14 protein-coding genes are annotated in these 14,629 nt (G+C 71.4%); all 14 read left to right on the plus strand.

Annotation, left to right across the window (positions count from 1 at the left end; all coding sequences use genetic code 11):
- Positions 1-28 precede the first annotated feature (28 nt).
- The 14 genes from ACGFZQ_RS02075 (at position 29) to ACGFZQ_RS02140 (ending at position 14,527) form a co-directional block, all read left to right on the plus strand.
- Entirely contained in the window at positions 29-400 is a 372-nt protein-coding gene (locus ACGFZQ_RS02075) for a dehydrogenase (RefSeq protein WP_351735146.1), read from the plus strand.
- On the plus strand, positions 397-1,392 hold the full coding sequence (locus ACGFZQ_RS02080) for a nuclear transport factor 2 family protein (RefSeq protein WP_351735148.1): 996 nt from the start codon (positions 397-399) through the stop codon (positions 1,390-1,392). The genes ACGFZQ_RS02075 and ACGFZQ_RS02080 overlap by 4 nt, the downstream gene beginning before the upstream one ends.
- 99 nt (positions 1,393-1,491) lie before the next feature.
- Entirely contained in the window at positions 1,492-1,902 is a 411-nt protein-coding gene (locus tag ACGFZQ_RS02085; protein WP_365800852.1) for a nitroreductase family deazaflavin-dependent oxidoreductase, read from the plus strand.
- A complete protein-coding gene (locus tag ACGFZQ_RS02090; protein WP_393838757.1) occupies positions 1,899-2,492 on the plus strand; it encodes an NADPH-dependent FMN reductase in 594 nt (197 codons plus the stop codon). The genes ACGFZQ_RS02085 and ACGFZQ_RS02090 overlap by 4 nt, the downstream gene beginning before the upstream one ends.
- Positions 2,493-2,708: 216 nt before the next feature.
- Positions 2,709-4,016, plus strand: a complete 1,308-nt coding sequence (locus ACGFZQ_RS02095; protein WP_393838758.1) for a cation:proton antiporter — start codon at positions 2,709-2,711, stop codon at positions 4,014-4,016.
- 151 nt (positions 4,017-4,167) lie between these two features.
- Positions 4,168-4,827 carry a hemerythrin domain-containing protein gene (locus ACGFZQ_RS02100; RefSeq protein WP_393838759.1) on the plus strand — a complete coding sequence of 220 codons (660 nt, stop codon included), beginning with the start codon at positions 4,168-4,170 and terminating at the stop codon, positions 4,825-4,827.
- A gap of 60 nt (positions 4,828-4,887) precedes the next feature.
- A complete protein-coding gene (locus ACGFZQ_RS02105) occupies positions 4,888-6,360 on the plus strand; it encodes an MFS transporter (RefSeq protein WP_393838760.1) in 1,473 nt (490 codons plus the stop codon).
- A 98-nt stretch (positions 6,361-6,458) separates the two neighbouring features.
- Entirely contained in the window at positions 6,459-6,629 is a 171-nt protein-coding gene (locus ACGFZQ_RS02110) for a hypothetical protein (protein ID WP_393838761.1), read from the plus strand.
- Positions 6,630-6,767: 138 nt separating this feature from the next.
- The gene (locus ACGFZQ_RS02115) at positions 6,768-7,688 is read left to right on the plus strand and encodes a MarR family transcriptional regulator (RefSeq protein ID WP_351735158.1); all 921 of its coding nucleotides are present in this window, start codon (positions 6,768-6,770) and stop codon (positions 7,686-7,688) included.
- A 211-nt stretch (positions 7,689-7,899) separates the two neighbouring features.
- Entirely contained in the window at positions 7,900-9,615 is a 1,716-nt protein-coding gene (locus ACGFZQ_RS02120) for an FAD-dependent monooxygenase (protein WP_351735160.1), read from the plus strand.
- 45 nt (positions 9,616-9,660) lie between these two features.
- Positions 9,661-10,236: a flavin reductase family protein gene (locus ACGFZQ_RS02125; RefSeq protein WP_393838762.1), complete on the plus strand. Its 576-nt coding sequence runs from the start codon at positions 9,661-9,663 to the stop codon at positions 10,234-10,236.
- Between the two features lies 1 nt (position 10,237).
- Positions 10,238-12,007, plus strand: a complete 1,770-nt coding sequence (locus tag ACGFZQ_RS02130) for an acetyl/propionyl/methylcrotonyl-CoA carboxylase subunit alpha (protein ID WP_393838763.1) — start codon at positions 10,238-10,240, stop codon at positions 12,005-12,007.
- A 40-nt stretch (positions 12,008-12,047) separates the two neighbouring features.
- Positions 12,048-12,995 carry a hypothetical protein gene (locus ACGFZQ_RS02135; protein WP_393838764.1) on the plus strand — a complete coding sequence of 316 codons (948 nt, stop codon included), beginning with the start codon at positions 12,048-12,050 and terminating at the stop codon, positions 12,993-12,995.
- Between the two features lie 65 nt (positions 12,996-13,060).
- Complete coding sequence (locus tag ACGFZQ_RS02140) at positions 13,061-14,527, plus strand: FAD-dependent monooxygenase (RefSeq protein ID WP_393838765.1); 1,467 nt, start codon at positions 13,061-13,063, stop codon at positions 14,525-14,527.
- Positions 14,528-14,629 lie beyond the last annotated feature (102 nt).

A 14,629-nucleotide genomic window follows, 5' to 3' on the forward strand; every position in this document is an offset into this window, starting at 1 on the left:
CCCGCCCCGACTTGAGGAAGTGTGCTCGATGCCTGTTTCCACCTGGACACCCGTCGGTCAATGGACGGGTACGGTCACGCACGACGGCGAGGTGGACCAGTACACCGTCGCCTTCGCCCCGGACGGCTCGCTCTCGGTCACCACGCAGAAGAGCACCGGCACCGGCTCCTGGGCCGTCACCGGCGACGACTCCGTGGAGTTCTCCCTGCGTGAGGACTTCAACCTCGACGTCACCCAGATCAGCCCCAACGGCCACCGGGCCGCGTACATACAGATCGACATCACCGCGCGGCACGAGGACGGCGCGCTCACCGGCGAGGGCAAGGCCGTCGTGCACGGCCCCGACGACGTCGTGATCTACGCGACGGACGCCCAGACCGAAGCACGCCGGGTGTCATGACGGCCGAAGTCGCGCGGCTCGTCGACGTGCTGAGCCTGCGGGACCTGGCAGGGCGCTATCTGGCCGGCCTCGACGAGGGCGGCTTCGACGAGACCTGGGCGCGGTCCCTGTTCACCGAGGACGTCGAGATGACGTTCCCGGTGGGCAGCCACCAGGGCCTCGCCGGGGTGGCCGGCTTCACCACCGAGATCATGGCGCGCTGGGGCCGTACCCACCACCACGGCTCGGAGAGCCAGGTGGAGGTGGACGGCGACACGGCCCGGCTCAGCTGGAGCCTGATCGCCTCCCATGTCCACCACGGCTCACCGCTTCCCCCGGACCCCACCCAGTACTTCCAGCTCGGCGGCCGTTTCACCGGCACCGCCCGGCGCACCCCCGACGGCTGGCGCTTCGACCGGCTGCGGCTGCGGATCGTGTGGACCACCGGCGCCGTGCCCAGGGGAGTGACCCAGGTCGACCGAAAGACCCTCGACACCCGAGGAAACACGACCACTTCGGCAACTTCAGCAGAGGAGAACCCGCCCATGCCCACCACGCTCACCGCGGACCAGCAGAAGGAACTGATCGAGAAGGTCTTCCACGAGGGCCTGGACCTGGGCGACCTGTCGGCCGCCGACCGCTACCTCACCGCCGACTTCCGCAACAACGGCAGCCACGACGACTCCATGCGCGGCCCGGAGGCGTTCAAGCACACCATCAGGATCCAGCAGTCCGCGTTCAGCGGGATCAAGTACGAGATCCTCGACTTCATCTCGATGGGCGACAAGGCCGCCATCCGCTGGGTCATGCACGGCAAGCACACCGGGCCCTTCATCGGCATCAAGCCGACCGGCCTCCAGGTGCAGCACCAGGCGATCATCTGGTTCCGCTTCGAGGGCGACAAGATCGCCGAGCGCTGGGGCATCGTCGACAACTTCTCCCTGCAGAAGTTCCTCCAGTCCGGCGGCAAGCCGGTCGGCCCGCTGACCCCGGCGGGCAAGCCCGCGGCCTGAACCGCCGCCCGGCCGTGCGCCCGGCCCCCGCTGACGGCGGCGGGGGCCGGGCCGCACTCCACGGAATCGAAGTGCCCTACGGAGCAAGGGACTTGAGACATGCCGATCGACAGGAAAGTCGCCCGCTTCAACCGGCGGTTCGCCAACCATCTCGTCGGACCGCTGTTCAGCCGGCTGCCCGGGTTCGGGAAGGTCCACCACCGCGGCCGCAAGTCCGGGCGGGAGTTCGCCACGCCGGTCAAGCTGTTCCGGCGCGGCGCGGACATCGTCATCACGCTGCCGTACGGACCCGGCTCCGACTGGGTCAAGAACGTACTGGCGGCGGGCGGCTGCGAGATCACCACGCGCGGCCGCCGTATCCAGGTCGGCAACCCGGTGGTCTTCAGCGACGACGGTACGACGAAGATGCCCGCCCTGACCCGGCGGATCCTCTCCCGGGTCGAGGCCACCGAGTTCATCGCGCTGACCCCGGTCCCGGCGCCCGCGCAGGTGCCGGCGGGCCGGACATGACGGCCGTCGGCCAGGTCACCCGCCCGCTGCGGGTGGCGCTGCTGGTCGGCTCCGCCCGCGACGGGCGGCTCGCGCCGGACGTCGCGGGCTGGTTCGCGCGGGTGACCGCGCGCCGCGACGACCTCGTCCTGGACGTCGTCGACGTCGCCGAGCACCCGCTGCCGGCGAGCCTCGACGCGGCCGACCCCCGGGCGGCGGCGCTCCGCCCCCGGCTGGCCGGGGCGGAGGCGTACGTCGTGGTCGTACCGGAGTACAACCGCAGCGTCCCGGGGCCGCTGAAGACCCTCATCGACAGTTTCCAGTCGGAGTGGGAGGCCAAGCCGGTCGGCTTCGTCGGCTACGGGCTCGGCATGGCCGGCGGGGTGCGGGCGATCGAGCATCTGCGGCAGATCTTCGCGGAGTTCCACTGTGTGGGGATGAAGGACGTGGTGACGTTCCCGCGGGTGCTGGAGCACTACGACGCGGACGGCAACTTCCCGGCGGAGCCGGAGGGGGCCGAGGCCGCGGCCAAGCTGATGCTGGACCAGCTCCTTTGGTGGGCATCGGCGTTGCGCGACGCCAAGGCACTCCGTCCGTACAACGCCCCGTAAGGGGCGCGGGGCCGTATCGATGTGCGGCTACCGCCGCGCGGGCGCGATCAGCCACAGCCGGGCTGTGGACGGTCGACAACAGGTCCCGGCACTTGCTGCGAAGCGCCGTGCCGCGCACGGTCCGCAGTCGACCGCGACGCCGTCGTGGCATGTCGCGCAGTTCCCCGCGCCCCCAAAGGGGACGCGTCACCTGACCCCTCTTCACAGGAGAACGTGATGGCAGCTGCTGCCGCCCCTGATCCGCTCACTCCTCTACTCGTCGCCGTGCCCGTGGTGATTCTCGCCTGCCGGGCCGGGGCTCAGCTTCTCAAGCGGCTCGGGCAACCCCCGGTCGTCGGGGAGATCCTCGTCGGCATCCTGCTCGGCCCCTCGCTGCTGGGCTGGCTCTGGCCGGACGCGCAGGGCTGGCTGTTCCCCGCGTCGGCGCTGCCCTACATCGGCGTGCTCGGGAACATCGGACTGCTCGTGTTCATGTTCCTCGTCGGACTGGAACTCGACCTCAAGTCCCTGCGCGGCAACAGCAGAACCGCCGTCGCCGTCTCGCAGGCCGGGATCGCGCTGCCGCTGGTGCTGGGCGTGCTGCTGGCGCTCGGCATGTACGGCCGGTTCGCCCCGGACGGCATCGGGAAGCTGCCGTTCGTGCTGTTCATCGCCGTGTCGATGAGCATCACCGCGTTCCCGGTGCTGGCCCGCATCCTGACCGACCGGGGCCTGTACCGGACCCGGGTCGGCGTGCTCGCGATGGCCAGCGCGGCGGTGGACGACGTCACCGCCTGGTGCCTGCTGGCCGCCGTCGTCGCCGTGACGAAGAGCGGCTCGCCCATGGACGCGCTGGTCACCGCGGGCTACGCGGTCGGCTTCGCGGCCGTCATGTTCGTGGTCGTACGACCGCTGCTCGCCCGGTGGGCCGCGCGGGCCGAGCGGCGGTACGCCGACGGTGTCGTGCTGGTCGTGCTGTTCGGCGGGCTGAGCCTGTCCGCGTACGCCACCGACCGGATCGGCGTGCACGCGCTGTTCGGCGCCTTCCTGTTCGGCGTGATCACCCCGCGCGGCAGCCGGCGGATCGAGGTCACCGCGGCCCGGATGCGGTCCTTCGCAGTGCCGGTGCTGCTGCCGCTGTTCTTCGTCAGCACCGGGCTCAAGACCGACGTCGGGCTGCTCGGCGGCAGCGCCGGCCAGTGGCTGTGGGCGGCCGCGGTGCTCGCCGTCGCCGTGGCCGGCAAGTGGGGCGGCGGCACGCTCGCGGCCCGGCTCTCCGGCCGTGACTGGCGGGACTCCATGTCGCTGGGCGCGCTGATGAACTGCCGCGGTCTGACCGAGCTGATCGTCCTCAACATCGGGCTGGGCCTCGGCGTCATCGGTCCCGAACTGTTCACCGTCCTGGTGCTGATGGCCCTGCTCACCACCGCCATGACCACCCCCGCGCTGACCCGTATCCGCAAGGGGGTCGACGAGGACCTCGGACCGGAACCGGCCGGAATCGGCCAGGACGAACCCGTCCTGCAGCCCGCGAGAACCCGCTGACCTGCGCCTTCGGGCACGGCGGCGGCGTCAGCCCCCGACCGGCGAATAGTTCTGGCCCTGATGGTTGGCAGATTGCTAGTTGGAAACTTGATAGATAAGCAGGTTGACGATACTCTCGCAGTACGACAACGCAGCAGTGAGGGAGAGAGTGATGAGCCAGGACTTCAAGAACCTCGACATGACGATGATGTTCGCGATCCACGACGCCCTGCGACGCGAGCTGGAGCGGATAGCCCGGATCACCGCACGGGTCGACGAGGACCCCCGGCACGTGCTGAGCACCGCCGTCGGCTGGGAGCTGTTCAAGAAGTTCCTGACCATCCACCACACCTCCGAGGACGTGAGGATCTGGCCGGTCATGGAGGCCGCGCTGGCCGGCCAGAACTCCGAACTGGCCCTGCTCGCCGACATGGAGGCCGAGCACGGCGTCATCGACCCGCTGCTCGCCGACATCGACGCCGCCCTCGCCGACCGCGACTCCGGCCTGGAGCGCCTGACCGGCCTGACCGACACCCTCTACACCAAGCTCGGCGCCCACCTCGACCACGAGGAGCGGGACGCCCTCAAGCTGATGGACATCACGCTCTCCCAGGAGCAGTGGGCGGCCTTCGCCGGCGAGCAGCGCACCCGGGTCGGCGACGACTCCGCTCGCTACCTGCCCTGGCTGCTCGACAGCGTCGACGCCGCGAAGGCCGCCAAGCTCCTCGCCAACCTGCCCGCGCCGCTGCGCAACGCCTACGAGAGCGACTTGCGCAAGGCCTACGAGGACCTCGACATCTGGACCCCCAAGACCGCCTCCACCACCCGCTGACCGGATCCCTCGGGTTCCGCTCGACACCCCCCAACCCTGAGACAGACACGGAGACATCCCATGTCGCTGCAAGACCGCACTCAGGCCGTCCCCAAGGCCGCGGCTCCGCCGCAGCAGGACGGCAAGCTCGGACTCGCGTTACTCGTGATCGCCACGGCCCAGCTCATGCTCGTCCTCGACAACACGATCGTCGCCGTCGCCCTGCCGAGCATGCAGAGCGCCCTGGGGCTGAGCGAGTCCAGTCTCGGCTGGATCGTCACCGCCTACGCGCTCGCCTTCGGCGGCCTGCTGCTGGCCGGCGGCCGCGCCGGTGACCTCTTCGGCCGCCGCCGGGTCTTCCGCACCGGCCTGATCCTGTTCACCGCCGCCTCGCTGCTCGGCGGCCTGGCCCAGAGCGGCGAACTCCTGATCGCGGCCCGCGTCATCCAGGGCGCGGGCGCCGCGATCGCCGCCCCCACCGCCCTGTCCCTGCTGGCCACCACCTTCCCGGCGGGCCCCGCCCGCAACAAGGCGCTCGGCGTCTACGGCGCGATGGGCGGCCTCGGCTCGGTCGTGGGTCTGCTGCTCGGCGGCGCGCTCACCGAGTACCTCAGCTGGCGCTGGGTGATGTTCGTGAACATCCCGATCGCCCTGGCCGTCCTGTTCGGCACCAGCGTCCTCGTCGAGGGCGAGCGCGAGCGCGGCAAGGTCGACGTGCCCGGCGCGCTCACCGCGACCCTCGGCTTCGGCTCGCTCGTCTACGCCATCAACCGCGCCGGCGACAAGGGCTTCGGCGACGGCGTCACCCTGATCGGCCTCGGTATCGCACTCGTCCTGATCATCGCCTTCGTGGCCATCCAGCGCTCCAGCCGGGCGCCGATGATCCCGAGCGGTGTGCTGGCCGACAAGGGCCGGGTCGGCGCCAACCTGATCATGTTCCTGGTCGGCGCGGGCATGCTCGCCACCTTCTACTTCCTGACCCTCTACATGCAGATCGTCAAGGGCTACGCCCCGATGGTCACCGGCGTCGCCTACCTGCCCTTCGCCCTCGGCATGGGCATCGCGGCCGGCGGTCTCGGCCCGCAGCTGCTCGCCAAGATGCCCGAGCGCAGCGTCGTCGCCCTCGGTCTGCTGATCGGTGTCGCGGGCATGGTCTGGTTCAGCTTCATCGAGCCCGGCCAGAACCCGTGGGCGGCCCTGCTGCCCGCCCAGCTGGTCGCCGGTCTCGGCCTCGGCATGGTCTTCGTGGCCGTCACCATCGTCAGCGTCCGCGGGGTCGCCCCGCAGGCCACCGGCGCGGCCTCCGGCCTGGTCAACACCGCCCAGCAGATCGGCGGCGCCATCGGCCTGGCCGCGCTGGCCGCGGCGGCCACCGCCATCGCCGACCACGAGCTGCCGGGCAGCGTCCCGCACGCCCTGACCACCGGCTACTCGTACGGGTTCCTGTTCGGCGGCGGCCTGTACCTGCTGGCCCTGATCGTGGCCCTGATCACCCTCCCGGCCACGGCCCCGCAGCACCACCAGGACGGCGAGCCCGCTCCCGCCGCCCTGTGACCCGGCCCCGGCGGCCCCGCCCTGCCCACCCGGGCGGGGCCGCCGGCACCCCCGGCACCCCCATGCCATCTCACCCGCACGACCGCCAGGAGGCCGGCATGACCGACCGGAGCGAAGTCCAGGGACAGCGGCGTTCCCTCGCCCTGTGGGAGCCGGCCGACCTGGTCACCCCCCTGGCCGTGCGGGTGGCCGGGGTGTACCGGGCGAGCGGCCAGGCGTCCGCCGTCCGTTCCTTGATCGAACTGGTGCGCGACGATCGAGCGCTCTGACCCACCCGTGCCGCAGGGCCGCCCCGGGCGTTCCCGGGGCGGGGCAGCGGGCCGAACAGCGTGCGAGCCGGTGCATATACTCGGGAAGGAGGTGCTGTCTTGCGGAGTTCAGGCGATTCCAGCGGTGCGCGAGGTCCGGTGACCCGGACCGAGGAGACCGCGGAGATCCCCGGAGTCCTCCCGGATTCGCTCACCGGCTTCATCGGTTACCTCCTGCGCAGGGTCTACGCGCAGTTCGCCGCCAGCGGCGACGGCGGCGACAGCGACTCCCGCGACTTCCTGGTCCTCGACGCGCTCACCGGCCACGACTGGGAGTCCCAGCTCGACCTCGCGGAGCGGCTCGGCATCAACCGCACCATCATGGTCGGCGTCATCGACCGGCTGGAGGACCGCGACGAGGTGCGGCGCACCCGCAACCCCGACAACCGGCGCCAGTACGTGCTGTCCCTGACCGACCGGGGACGGGAGGCCGTGGAGGCCAGGCGGCGGGCGGTCGCCGAGCGGGACGCCCGGCTCACCGCCGTACTGACCCCCGAGGAGACCGCCCGGCTCGACGAGCTGCTCGCCCGGCTGCTGCCGGAGTCCGCGCAGCCGCTCGTGCAGGGCACCGAGTACCTGGTCGCGCAGGCCCATCACCGGCTGCGCAAGCACGGCGACGACAAGCTGGCCGGCACCGGGCTCAGGGTGCGCCACTACGGGCCGCTGTCCGCCCTCGACGTCCTCGGGGCCATCTCCCAGCAGCGGCTCGCAGAACTGCTCGCCATCACCGGGCCCGCCGCCTCCCAACTGGTCGACGAACTCGTCAAGCTGGGCCTGGTGCGCCGCGGCCGCGATCCGCACGACCGGCGCCGCTACGCCCTCGAAGTGACCGAACTCGGCCGCGAGCAGCTCGCCGTGGTGGTCCGGGCCGTCGCGGAACTCGCCGGGGACGTCTCCGCCATGCTCGGCCCCGGCGGCGAGGAGGAGCTGCGCGAGCTGCTGCTGAAACTCCTCGCCCCGACCCATTCCGGACCCGCATTCTCCGAGAACGCCAAGTCGTCTGTTCCCGCCAGGGGTTGACCCTCTGGCCAAAGGCTGTCACGCTTTATCCAGCGGCTGCGCCGCGCCTTTTTCCAGGCTCTTCTCTCCAGGCTCTTCGTAACGTTTCCAGGCTCTTCGAGGCGCCCTTCCGAATCTTTCCGGAAGGGCCACGAGGGGCCTTTTTTCATGCGGATTTCCCGCTCCACGCGGAATTCCCGTTGCGCACCGCCCCTCGACGAAGGAGACAGTCATGGTCGCGCAGAAGACCGACGGCTCGCCCGAACCGGCGCGCATACCCGAGGACATGACCTACGACGTCATCATCCTCGGCTCGGGCCTCGCCGGCTCCGTCACCGGCACCATCCTCGCCAAGCACGGCGCCAGGGTGCTGCTGGTCGACGCGGCCGCACACCCGCGCTTCGCCATCGGCGAGTCCATGACCCCGCAGCTCGTGGAATGGATCCACATCCTCGCCGAGCGCCACGACATCCCCGAACTGAAGAGCCTGTCCAGTGTCCAGGCCTCCACCCGCGACATCGGCCCGACCTTCGGCACCAAGGCGCACTTCGGCTTCATGAAGCACGAGGTCGGAAAAGAACCCGACCCGCGTGAGGCCACCCAGCTCGCCCTGCCGAAGATATTCCACCAGAACAGCCACATGTTCCGGCAGGACAGCGACGCCTTCATGTTCCACGTGGCAATCAAATACGGCTGCACCCCCCGGCAGAACTGGCGCGCCACCGAAGTCGATTTCGACGACGACGGCGTCACCGTCACCGGAAAGAGCGCCGCCCCGGGCGCCGCGCCCGAGCTGTACCGGGCCAGGTACCTGGTGGACGCCTCCGGTTTCCGCTCGCCGCTCGCCGACAAGTTCGACCTGCGCGACAAGCCCACCGCCCGCTTCAAGCACCACTCCCGCTCGATGTTCACGCACTACGTCGGCATCAAGCGGTTCGACGACGTCAGCGGCCACCCGCAGGACCTGCGCCCGCCGGCCGACTGGCACACCGGCACCATGCACCACCTCATCGAGCGCGGCTGGTTCTGGATCATCCCGTTCGACAACCACCCCGACTCCCGCAACCCGCTGTGCAGCATCGGCCTGACCATGGACGAGCGCACCTACCCCAAGCCCAAGGACCTCACCCCGGAGCAGGAGTTCCAGCTCTTCCTCGACAAGTACCCGGCGGTCAAGCGCCAGTTCGTCGGCGCCACCCGGGTCCGCGAGTGGATCTCCACCGACCGGCTGCAGTACTCCTCGAAGCAGACCATCGGCGACCGCTGGTGCCTGATGTCCCACGCGGCCGGCTTCCTGGACCCGCTGTTCTCCCGCGGCCTGTCCAACACCATGGAGGTCGTCGACGCCCTGACCTCCCGGCTGATCCCCGCCCTCAAGGACGGCGACTTCTCCGCCGAGCGCTTCGCGTACGTCGAGCAGGTCGAGCAGGGCCTGCTCCAGTACAACGACGACCTGGTCAACAGCTCCTTCATCGCCTTCTCCCACTTCCGGCTGTGGAACGCGGTCTTCCGGGTCTGGGGCTCCTTCATCACCCCCGGCACCATGCGGCTCACCCGGGCCCGCCTCAAGCACTTCAAGGACCGCGACGTCCGGCACTTCGACGAGCTGGAGCAGGTGCCGTACCCGGGCCTGTGGTGGCCGCAGAGCGACTCGTTCAAGATGATCCTGGAGGCCACCGCCGAGACCTGCGAGAAGTTCGAGGCCGGTGCGCTCAGCGGCGACGAGGCCGCCGACATCGTCTTCGGGCTGCTCAAGGAGTCCCCGGTCGTCAACCCGGTCTTCGGCTGGAAGGACGAGGAGCAGCGCTTCATCTACCCGTCCGTGGCGACGATGGCCCGCTTCCTGTACTGGGCCTCGGTCCAGGCCCCGCCCGAGATGAACAGCGTCGGCCGCGAGTTCCTGCTCGGCATCCTCAAGGCCGGGGCGAAGGTCCGCAAGCTTCTCTGACCCGCGCGGCACCCCCCTCGACACACACCCCAGAAAGGGATGCGCATGTCCGCAGCAGCGCGGTCGCTGACCCGCGCCCAGGAGACCCGGACCGCCGAGCAGACCCTGCCGGTCGAGCCGACGAGTCTGCGCCGCGTGTGCGGCCTGTTCACGACCGGCGTCACGGTCATCACCACCGGCCCTGACGGCGACGCGGACGGCACCACCGTCAACTCGTTCACCTCGGTCTCGCTGGAACCCCCGCTGGTGCTGTTCTGTCTGCACCAGCAGTCCCGGCTGCACACGCTCCTGGAGCAGAGCGGCGGATTCACCGTCAACTTCCTCTCCGGGCGGCAGCAGCCGCTGGCCCGGCACTTCGCCGGGCGCCGGTCCACCGCCTTCGAGGGCGTCCCGCACCACTTCACCGAGGACGGGCTGCCCGTGCTCAGCGAGGCCCTCGCCTACCTGACCTGCACCACGGTCGACATCCACACGGCCGGCGACCACGACATCGTCATCGGCGAGGTGGTGGACCTGGGCGTGCCCGAGCACGGCCAGGAGCCGCTGGTCTTCTTCGACGGCTCGCTGGGCCCGCTGCGGTCGGGCGCGGACCGCTTCCACCACACCGAGCAGGCGTCCTGACATGCGCCGGGTGCTCATCGCCAACCGTGGCGAGATAGCCGTGCGTGTCGCCCGGGCCTGCCGGGACGCCGGGATCGCGAGCGTCGCCGTCTACGCGGACCCCGACCGGGACGCCCTGCACGTCCGGGCCGCCGACGCGGCCTACGCCCTGGGCGGTGACACCCCGGCCACCAGCTACCTGGACATCGACAAGGTCCTACGGGCCGCCCGGGAGACCGGCGCGGACGCCGTCCACCCCGGCTACGGCTTCCTCTCCGAGAACGCCGAGTTCGCCCAGGCCGTCCTCGACGCGGGCCTGACCTGGATCGGTCCGCCGCCGCAGGCCATCCGCGACCTCGGCGACAAGGTGGCCGCCCGGCACATCGCCCAGCGCGCCGGCGCCCCCCTGGTCGCCGGCACGCCGGACCCGGTGGGCGGCGCCGACGAGGTCGTGGCCTTCGCGGCGGAACACGGGCTGCCGATCGCGATCAAGGCCGCGTTCGGCGGCGGCGGACGCGGGCTGAAGGTCGCCCGGACGCTGGAGGAGGTGCCGGAACTCTATGAGTCGGCGGTGCGTGAGGCGGTGGCCGCCTTCGGCCGCGGGGAGTGCTTCGTGGAGCGCTACCTGGACCGGCCGCGGCACGTGGAGACGCAGTGCCTCGCGGACCGGTACGGCCACGTGGTCGTCGTATCGACGCGTGACTGCTCGCTGCAGCGTCGGCACCAGAAGCTGGTGGAGGAGGCTCCGGCGCCGTTCCTGACGGCGGAGCAGACGGCCGAGCTGTACCGCGCCTCCAAGGCGATCCTGCGGGAGGCCGGGTATGTCGGCGCGGGGACCTGTGAGTTCCTGGTCGGTCAGGACGGCACGGTCTCCTTCCTGGAGGTCAACACCCGGCTCCAGGTCGAGCACCCGGTGACCGAGGAGGTCGCCGGCATCGACCTGGTCCGCGAGATGTTCCGGATCGCCGACGGCGAGGAACTCGGCTACGACGACCCCGAACTGCGCGGCCATTCCTTCGAGTTCCGGATCAACGGCGAGGACCCGGGCCGCGGGTTCCTGCCCGCCCCGGGCACGGTCACCCGCTTCGACCCGCCGACAGGGCCGGGCGTGCGGCTGGACGCGGGCGTGGAGTCGGGCAGCGTGATCGGTCCCGCCTGGGACTCGCTGCTGGCCAAGCTGATCGTGACCGGCCGGACCCGCGAGGAGGCCCTTCAGCGGGCCGCCCGCGCCCTGGACGAGTTCCGGGTCGAGGGCATGGCCACGGCCATCCCCTTTCACCGGGCCGTGGTCAGGGACCCGGCGTTCGCCCAGCAGGAAGGGCCCTTCACCGTCCACACCCGGTGGATCGAGACCGAGTTCGTCAACGGGATCGAGCCCTTCGCCGCACCCGCCCCCGACGCCGGGACGGCCGAGAGCGGTCGCGAGACCGTGGTCGTCGAGGTCGGCGGACACCGGCTGGAGGTCTCGCTGCCGGCGGTGCTCGGACGGGTCCCGGACCGGTTGCCGAGCCTCGCCGGGGCGGCCGCGCCGCGGGCCCGCCGCCGTACCGCGGGCGGCTCCGCGCCGGCCGCGTCCGGGGACACGCTCACCTCGCCGATGCAGGGCACCGTGGTCAAGGTCGCCGTCGCCGACGGGCAGACCGTCGAGAAGGGCGACCTGGTCGTCGTCATCGAGGCCATGAAGATGGAGCAGCCGCTCACCGCGCACCGCTCCGGCACCGTGACCGGGATCGCCGCCGAGGTGGGACAGGCCCTCGCCGCCGGCGCGGCCGTGTGCGACATCAAGGACTGAGACACCGACCGAACACCGACTTGATCGAGGACTGGTCGACTTGGCACACCTCACCTACACCGACGCCATGAACGGAGCACTGGAGCGGCTGAGCTCCGTGGGGTACGAGCACGGGCGCAGCTTCGTCAACCACGCCCCGATGGCCGCCGAGGCCCTGGCGCACATGGGATACGCCGACGAGGTGCCCGGCTGGGTGGCGGGGCATCTGCGCAGCCACACCTTCCACGACGTGCCCGAGCGGCGGTTCACCATCGACCCGGCGGACGAGGCCGACTGGCGGCAGGCACTCGGTGACTTCGGCCGGGTCGCCGACTGGACGGCCCTGTTCGAACGGGAGCTGGCCGAAGGAGAGTGGACCGACGTACTGGCCCGCTGGTGGCCCCGGCTGCTGCCCGGCATGTCCGGGGTGCTCACGCACGGGGTGATCCGCACCGCGCACGCGGTCCGTGCCGTGGTGACCGCGGGCCCCGACCAGCGGATGCAACTGGCCGAACTGGCCCAGGGGCTCGGCTACTGGGCGGCCCGTTACTCCGAGGGCGGAGTCGTCGTCGAGGAGCGCCCGGGCGAGGACGGCGGCGGTGATGCCGCAGCGGCCCTGGACGAACTCGTCGCCGAGTTCTCCGGGATCTACGCCACGCTCTCCCTGAACCACCCCGTCCCGCTGATCCACTCGGTCACCGGGCCCGCCGCCGTACGCCTGGTGGTGGAGCACCTCCCGGAGGCCCAGCGGTGGCCGTCGTACCAGGTCGCGCGGGCCGTCAGCCGCACGATGCTCGACTGGTTCCACGCCGTGCCCCGGCCCTCGGCCCCGCTGCCGGACGCCCCCGACGTGGCCGGTCTCTTCGCCGAGGCCGTGGGGATCGGCGACGAGCACGCCATCAAGCTCGCCGAAGTGGCCGTACGGCACGAGGCATGGGCGCCCGACCCGCGGCACGCGGCGGCCGCGCAGGTGGCGAACCGGGCCATCGGACGCCTCCTGCACCGCTGACAGATCGTCTTCGACGGTCCCGCAGACCGGACCGTACGGACCGTTACCCGTTCCCGAGGAGTGTCATGGACGCACAAGTCATCGTCGTGGGCGCCGGGCCGGCCGGCATGATGCTCGCGGGCGAGCTTCGGCTCGCGGGCGCCGACGTCATCGTTCTGGAGAAGCTGCCCGCGCGCACCGGAGAGTCGCGCGGCCTCGGCTTCACCGCCCGCACCATGGAGGTCTTCGACCAGCGCGGACTGCTGCCCCGCTTCGGGGACATCGAGGTCAGCAACGTGGGTCACTTCGGCGGCCTGCCGGTCGACTTCGGTGTCCTCGACGGCGCCCACCAAGCCGCCAAAACGATCCCTCAGTCGGTCACCGAGACCGTCCTGGAGGAGTGGGCCGGCCGGCTCGGCGCGGACATCCGGCGCCGGCACGAGGTGCTGTCCGTCAAGGAGAAGGAGGACAGCGTCGAGGTCGAGGTGCGCGGCCCCGAGGGCGTGCACCGGCTGCGCGCCGAGTACCTGGTGGGCTGCGACGGCGGCCGCTCGACCATCCGCAAGGCCGCCGGGTTCGACTTCCCGGGCACGCCGTCGACGCTGGAGATGTACCTCGCCGACGTGCGCGGTATCGAGCTGGAGCCCCGGATGATCGGGGAGACCCTGCCCGGCGGGATGGTCATGGTCGGGCCGCTGCCCGGCGGCATCACCCGGCTGATCATCTGCGAGCGCGGCACCCCGCCGCAGCGCCGCGAGAAGCCGCCGACCTGGGCGGAGGCCGCGGCGGCCTGGCAGCGGCTGACCGGCGACGACATCTCGCACGCCGAGGCGGTGTGGGTGTCCTCCTTCGGCGACGGCACGAGGCTGGTCACCGAGTACCGGCGCGGCCGGATCCTGCTCGCCGGGGACTCCGCGCACATCCATCTGCCGGCCGGCGGCCAGGGCATGAACACGAGCATCCAGGACGCCGTGAACCTGGGCTGGAAGCTGGGCGCGGTGGTGCGCGGCCGGGCGCCCGAGGCGCTGCTCGACACGTACCACGACGAACGGCACCCGGTCGGGCAGCGGCTGATGATGAACACCCGGGCGCAGGGCCTGCTGTTCCTGTCCGGGCCCGAGGTGCAGCCGCTGCGCGACGTGCTGAACGAGCTGATCCGCTATCCCGAGGTCAGCAAGCACCTGGCGGCGATGGTCTCCGGCCTTGAGATCCACTACGACCTCGACGGGGGCGCGGGCGCGCTGCTGGGCCGGCGGCTGCCGAACGTGCCGCTCGCGGGCCACAAGAGGGTGGCCTCCAGCACGGAGGCGCTGCGCGCCGGGCGGGGTGTGCTGCTCGACCTCGCCGACAACGCGCGGCTGCGGGAGCGGGCCTGGGCGTGGCGGGACCGGGTGGACGTGGTGACGGCGGTGGCGGAGGTGCCGGCCGACAGCCCGCTCGCGGGGACCACGGCCGTGCTGGTGCGGCCCGACGGGTATGTGGCCTGGGCCGCGCCGGGTAGTCACGCGGATCTGCCGATGGCTCTTGAGCGGTGGTTCGGGCCGGTCCACTGAGGGCGCCGCAGAGAGTGCCGCGTCGTGTTGTCGTGCGGCTGCCCCGCCGTCGTGGCTGGTCGCGCAGTTCCCCGCGCCCCTTCGGGCGCTGCCCCTTGCGGG

The organism is Streptomyces sp. NPDC048254 (assembly GCF_043201895.1).
Lineage (GTDB): Bacteria > Actinomycetota > Actinomycetes > Streptomycetales > Streptomycetaceae > Streptomyces.

Coding starts and splice junctions, on each gene's coding strand:
- ACGFZQ_RS02075 (WP_351735146.1), top strand. CDS start 29: ATGCCTGTTTCCACCTGGACACCCGTCGGTCAATGGACGGGTACGGTC.
- ACGFZQ_RS02080 (WP_351735148.1), top strand. CDS start 397: ATGACGGCCGAAGTCGCGCGGCTCGTCGACGTGCTGAGCCTGCGGGAC.
- ACGFZQ_RS02085 (WP_365800852.1), top strand. CDS start 1,492: ATGCCGATCGACAGGAAAGTCGCCCGCTTCAACCGGCGGTTCGCCAAC.
- ACGFZQ_RS02090 (WP_393838757.1), top strand. CDS start 1,899: ATGACGGCCGTCGGCCAGGTCACCCGCCCGCTGCGGGTGGCGCTGCTG.
- ACGFZQ_RS02095 (WP_393838758.1), top strand. CDS start 2,709: ATGGCAGCTGCTGCCGCCCCTGATCCGCTCACTCCTCTACTCGTCGCC.
- ACGFZQ_RS02100 (WP_393838759.1), top strand. CDS start 4,168: ATGAGCCAGGACTTCAAGAACCTCGACATGACGATGATGTTCGCGATC.
- ACGFZQ_RS02105 (WP_393838760.1), top strand. CDS start 4,888: ATGTCGCTGCAAGACCGCACTCAGGCCGTCCCCAAGGCCGCGGCTCCG.
- ACGFZQ_RS02110 (WP_393838761.1), top strand. CDS start 6,459: ATGACCGACCGGAGCGAAGTCCAGGGACAGCGGCGTTCCCTCGCCCTG.
- ACGFZQ_RS02120 (WP_351735160.1), top strand. CDS start 7,900: ATGGTCGCGCAGAAGACCGACGGCTCGCCCGAACCGGCGCGCATACCC.
- ACGFZQ_RS02125 (WP_393838762.1), top strand. CDS start 9,661: ATGTCCGCAGCAGCGCGGTCGCTGACCCGCGCCCAGGAGACCCGGACC.
- ACGFZQ_RS02130 (WP_393838763.1), top strand. CDS start 10,238: ATGCGCCGGGTGCTCATCGCCAACCGTGGCGAGATAGCCGTGCGTGTC.
- ACGFZQ_RS02140 (WP_393838765.1), top strand. CDS start 13,061: ATGGACGCACAAGTCATCGTCGTGGGCGCCGGGCCGGCCGGCATGATG.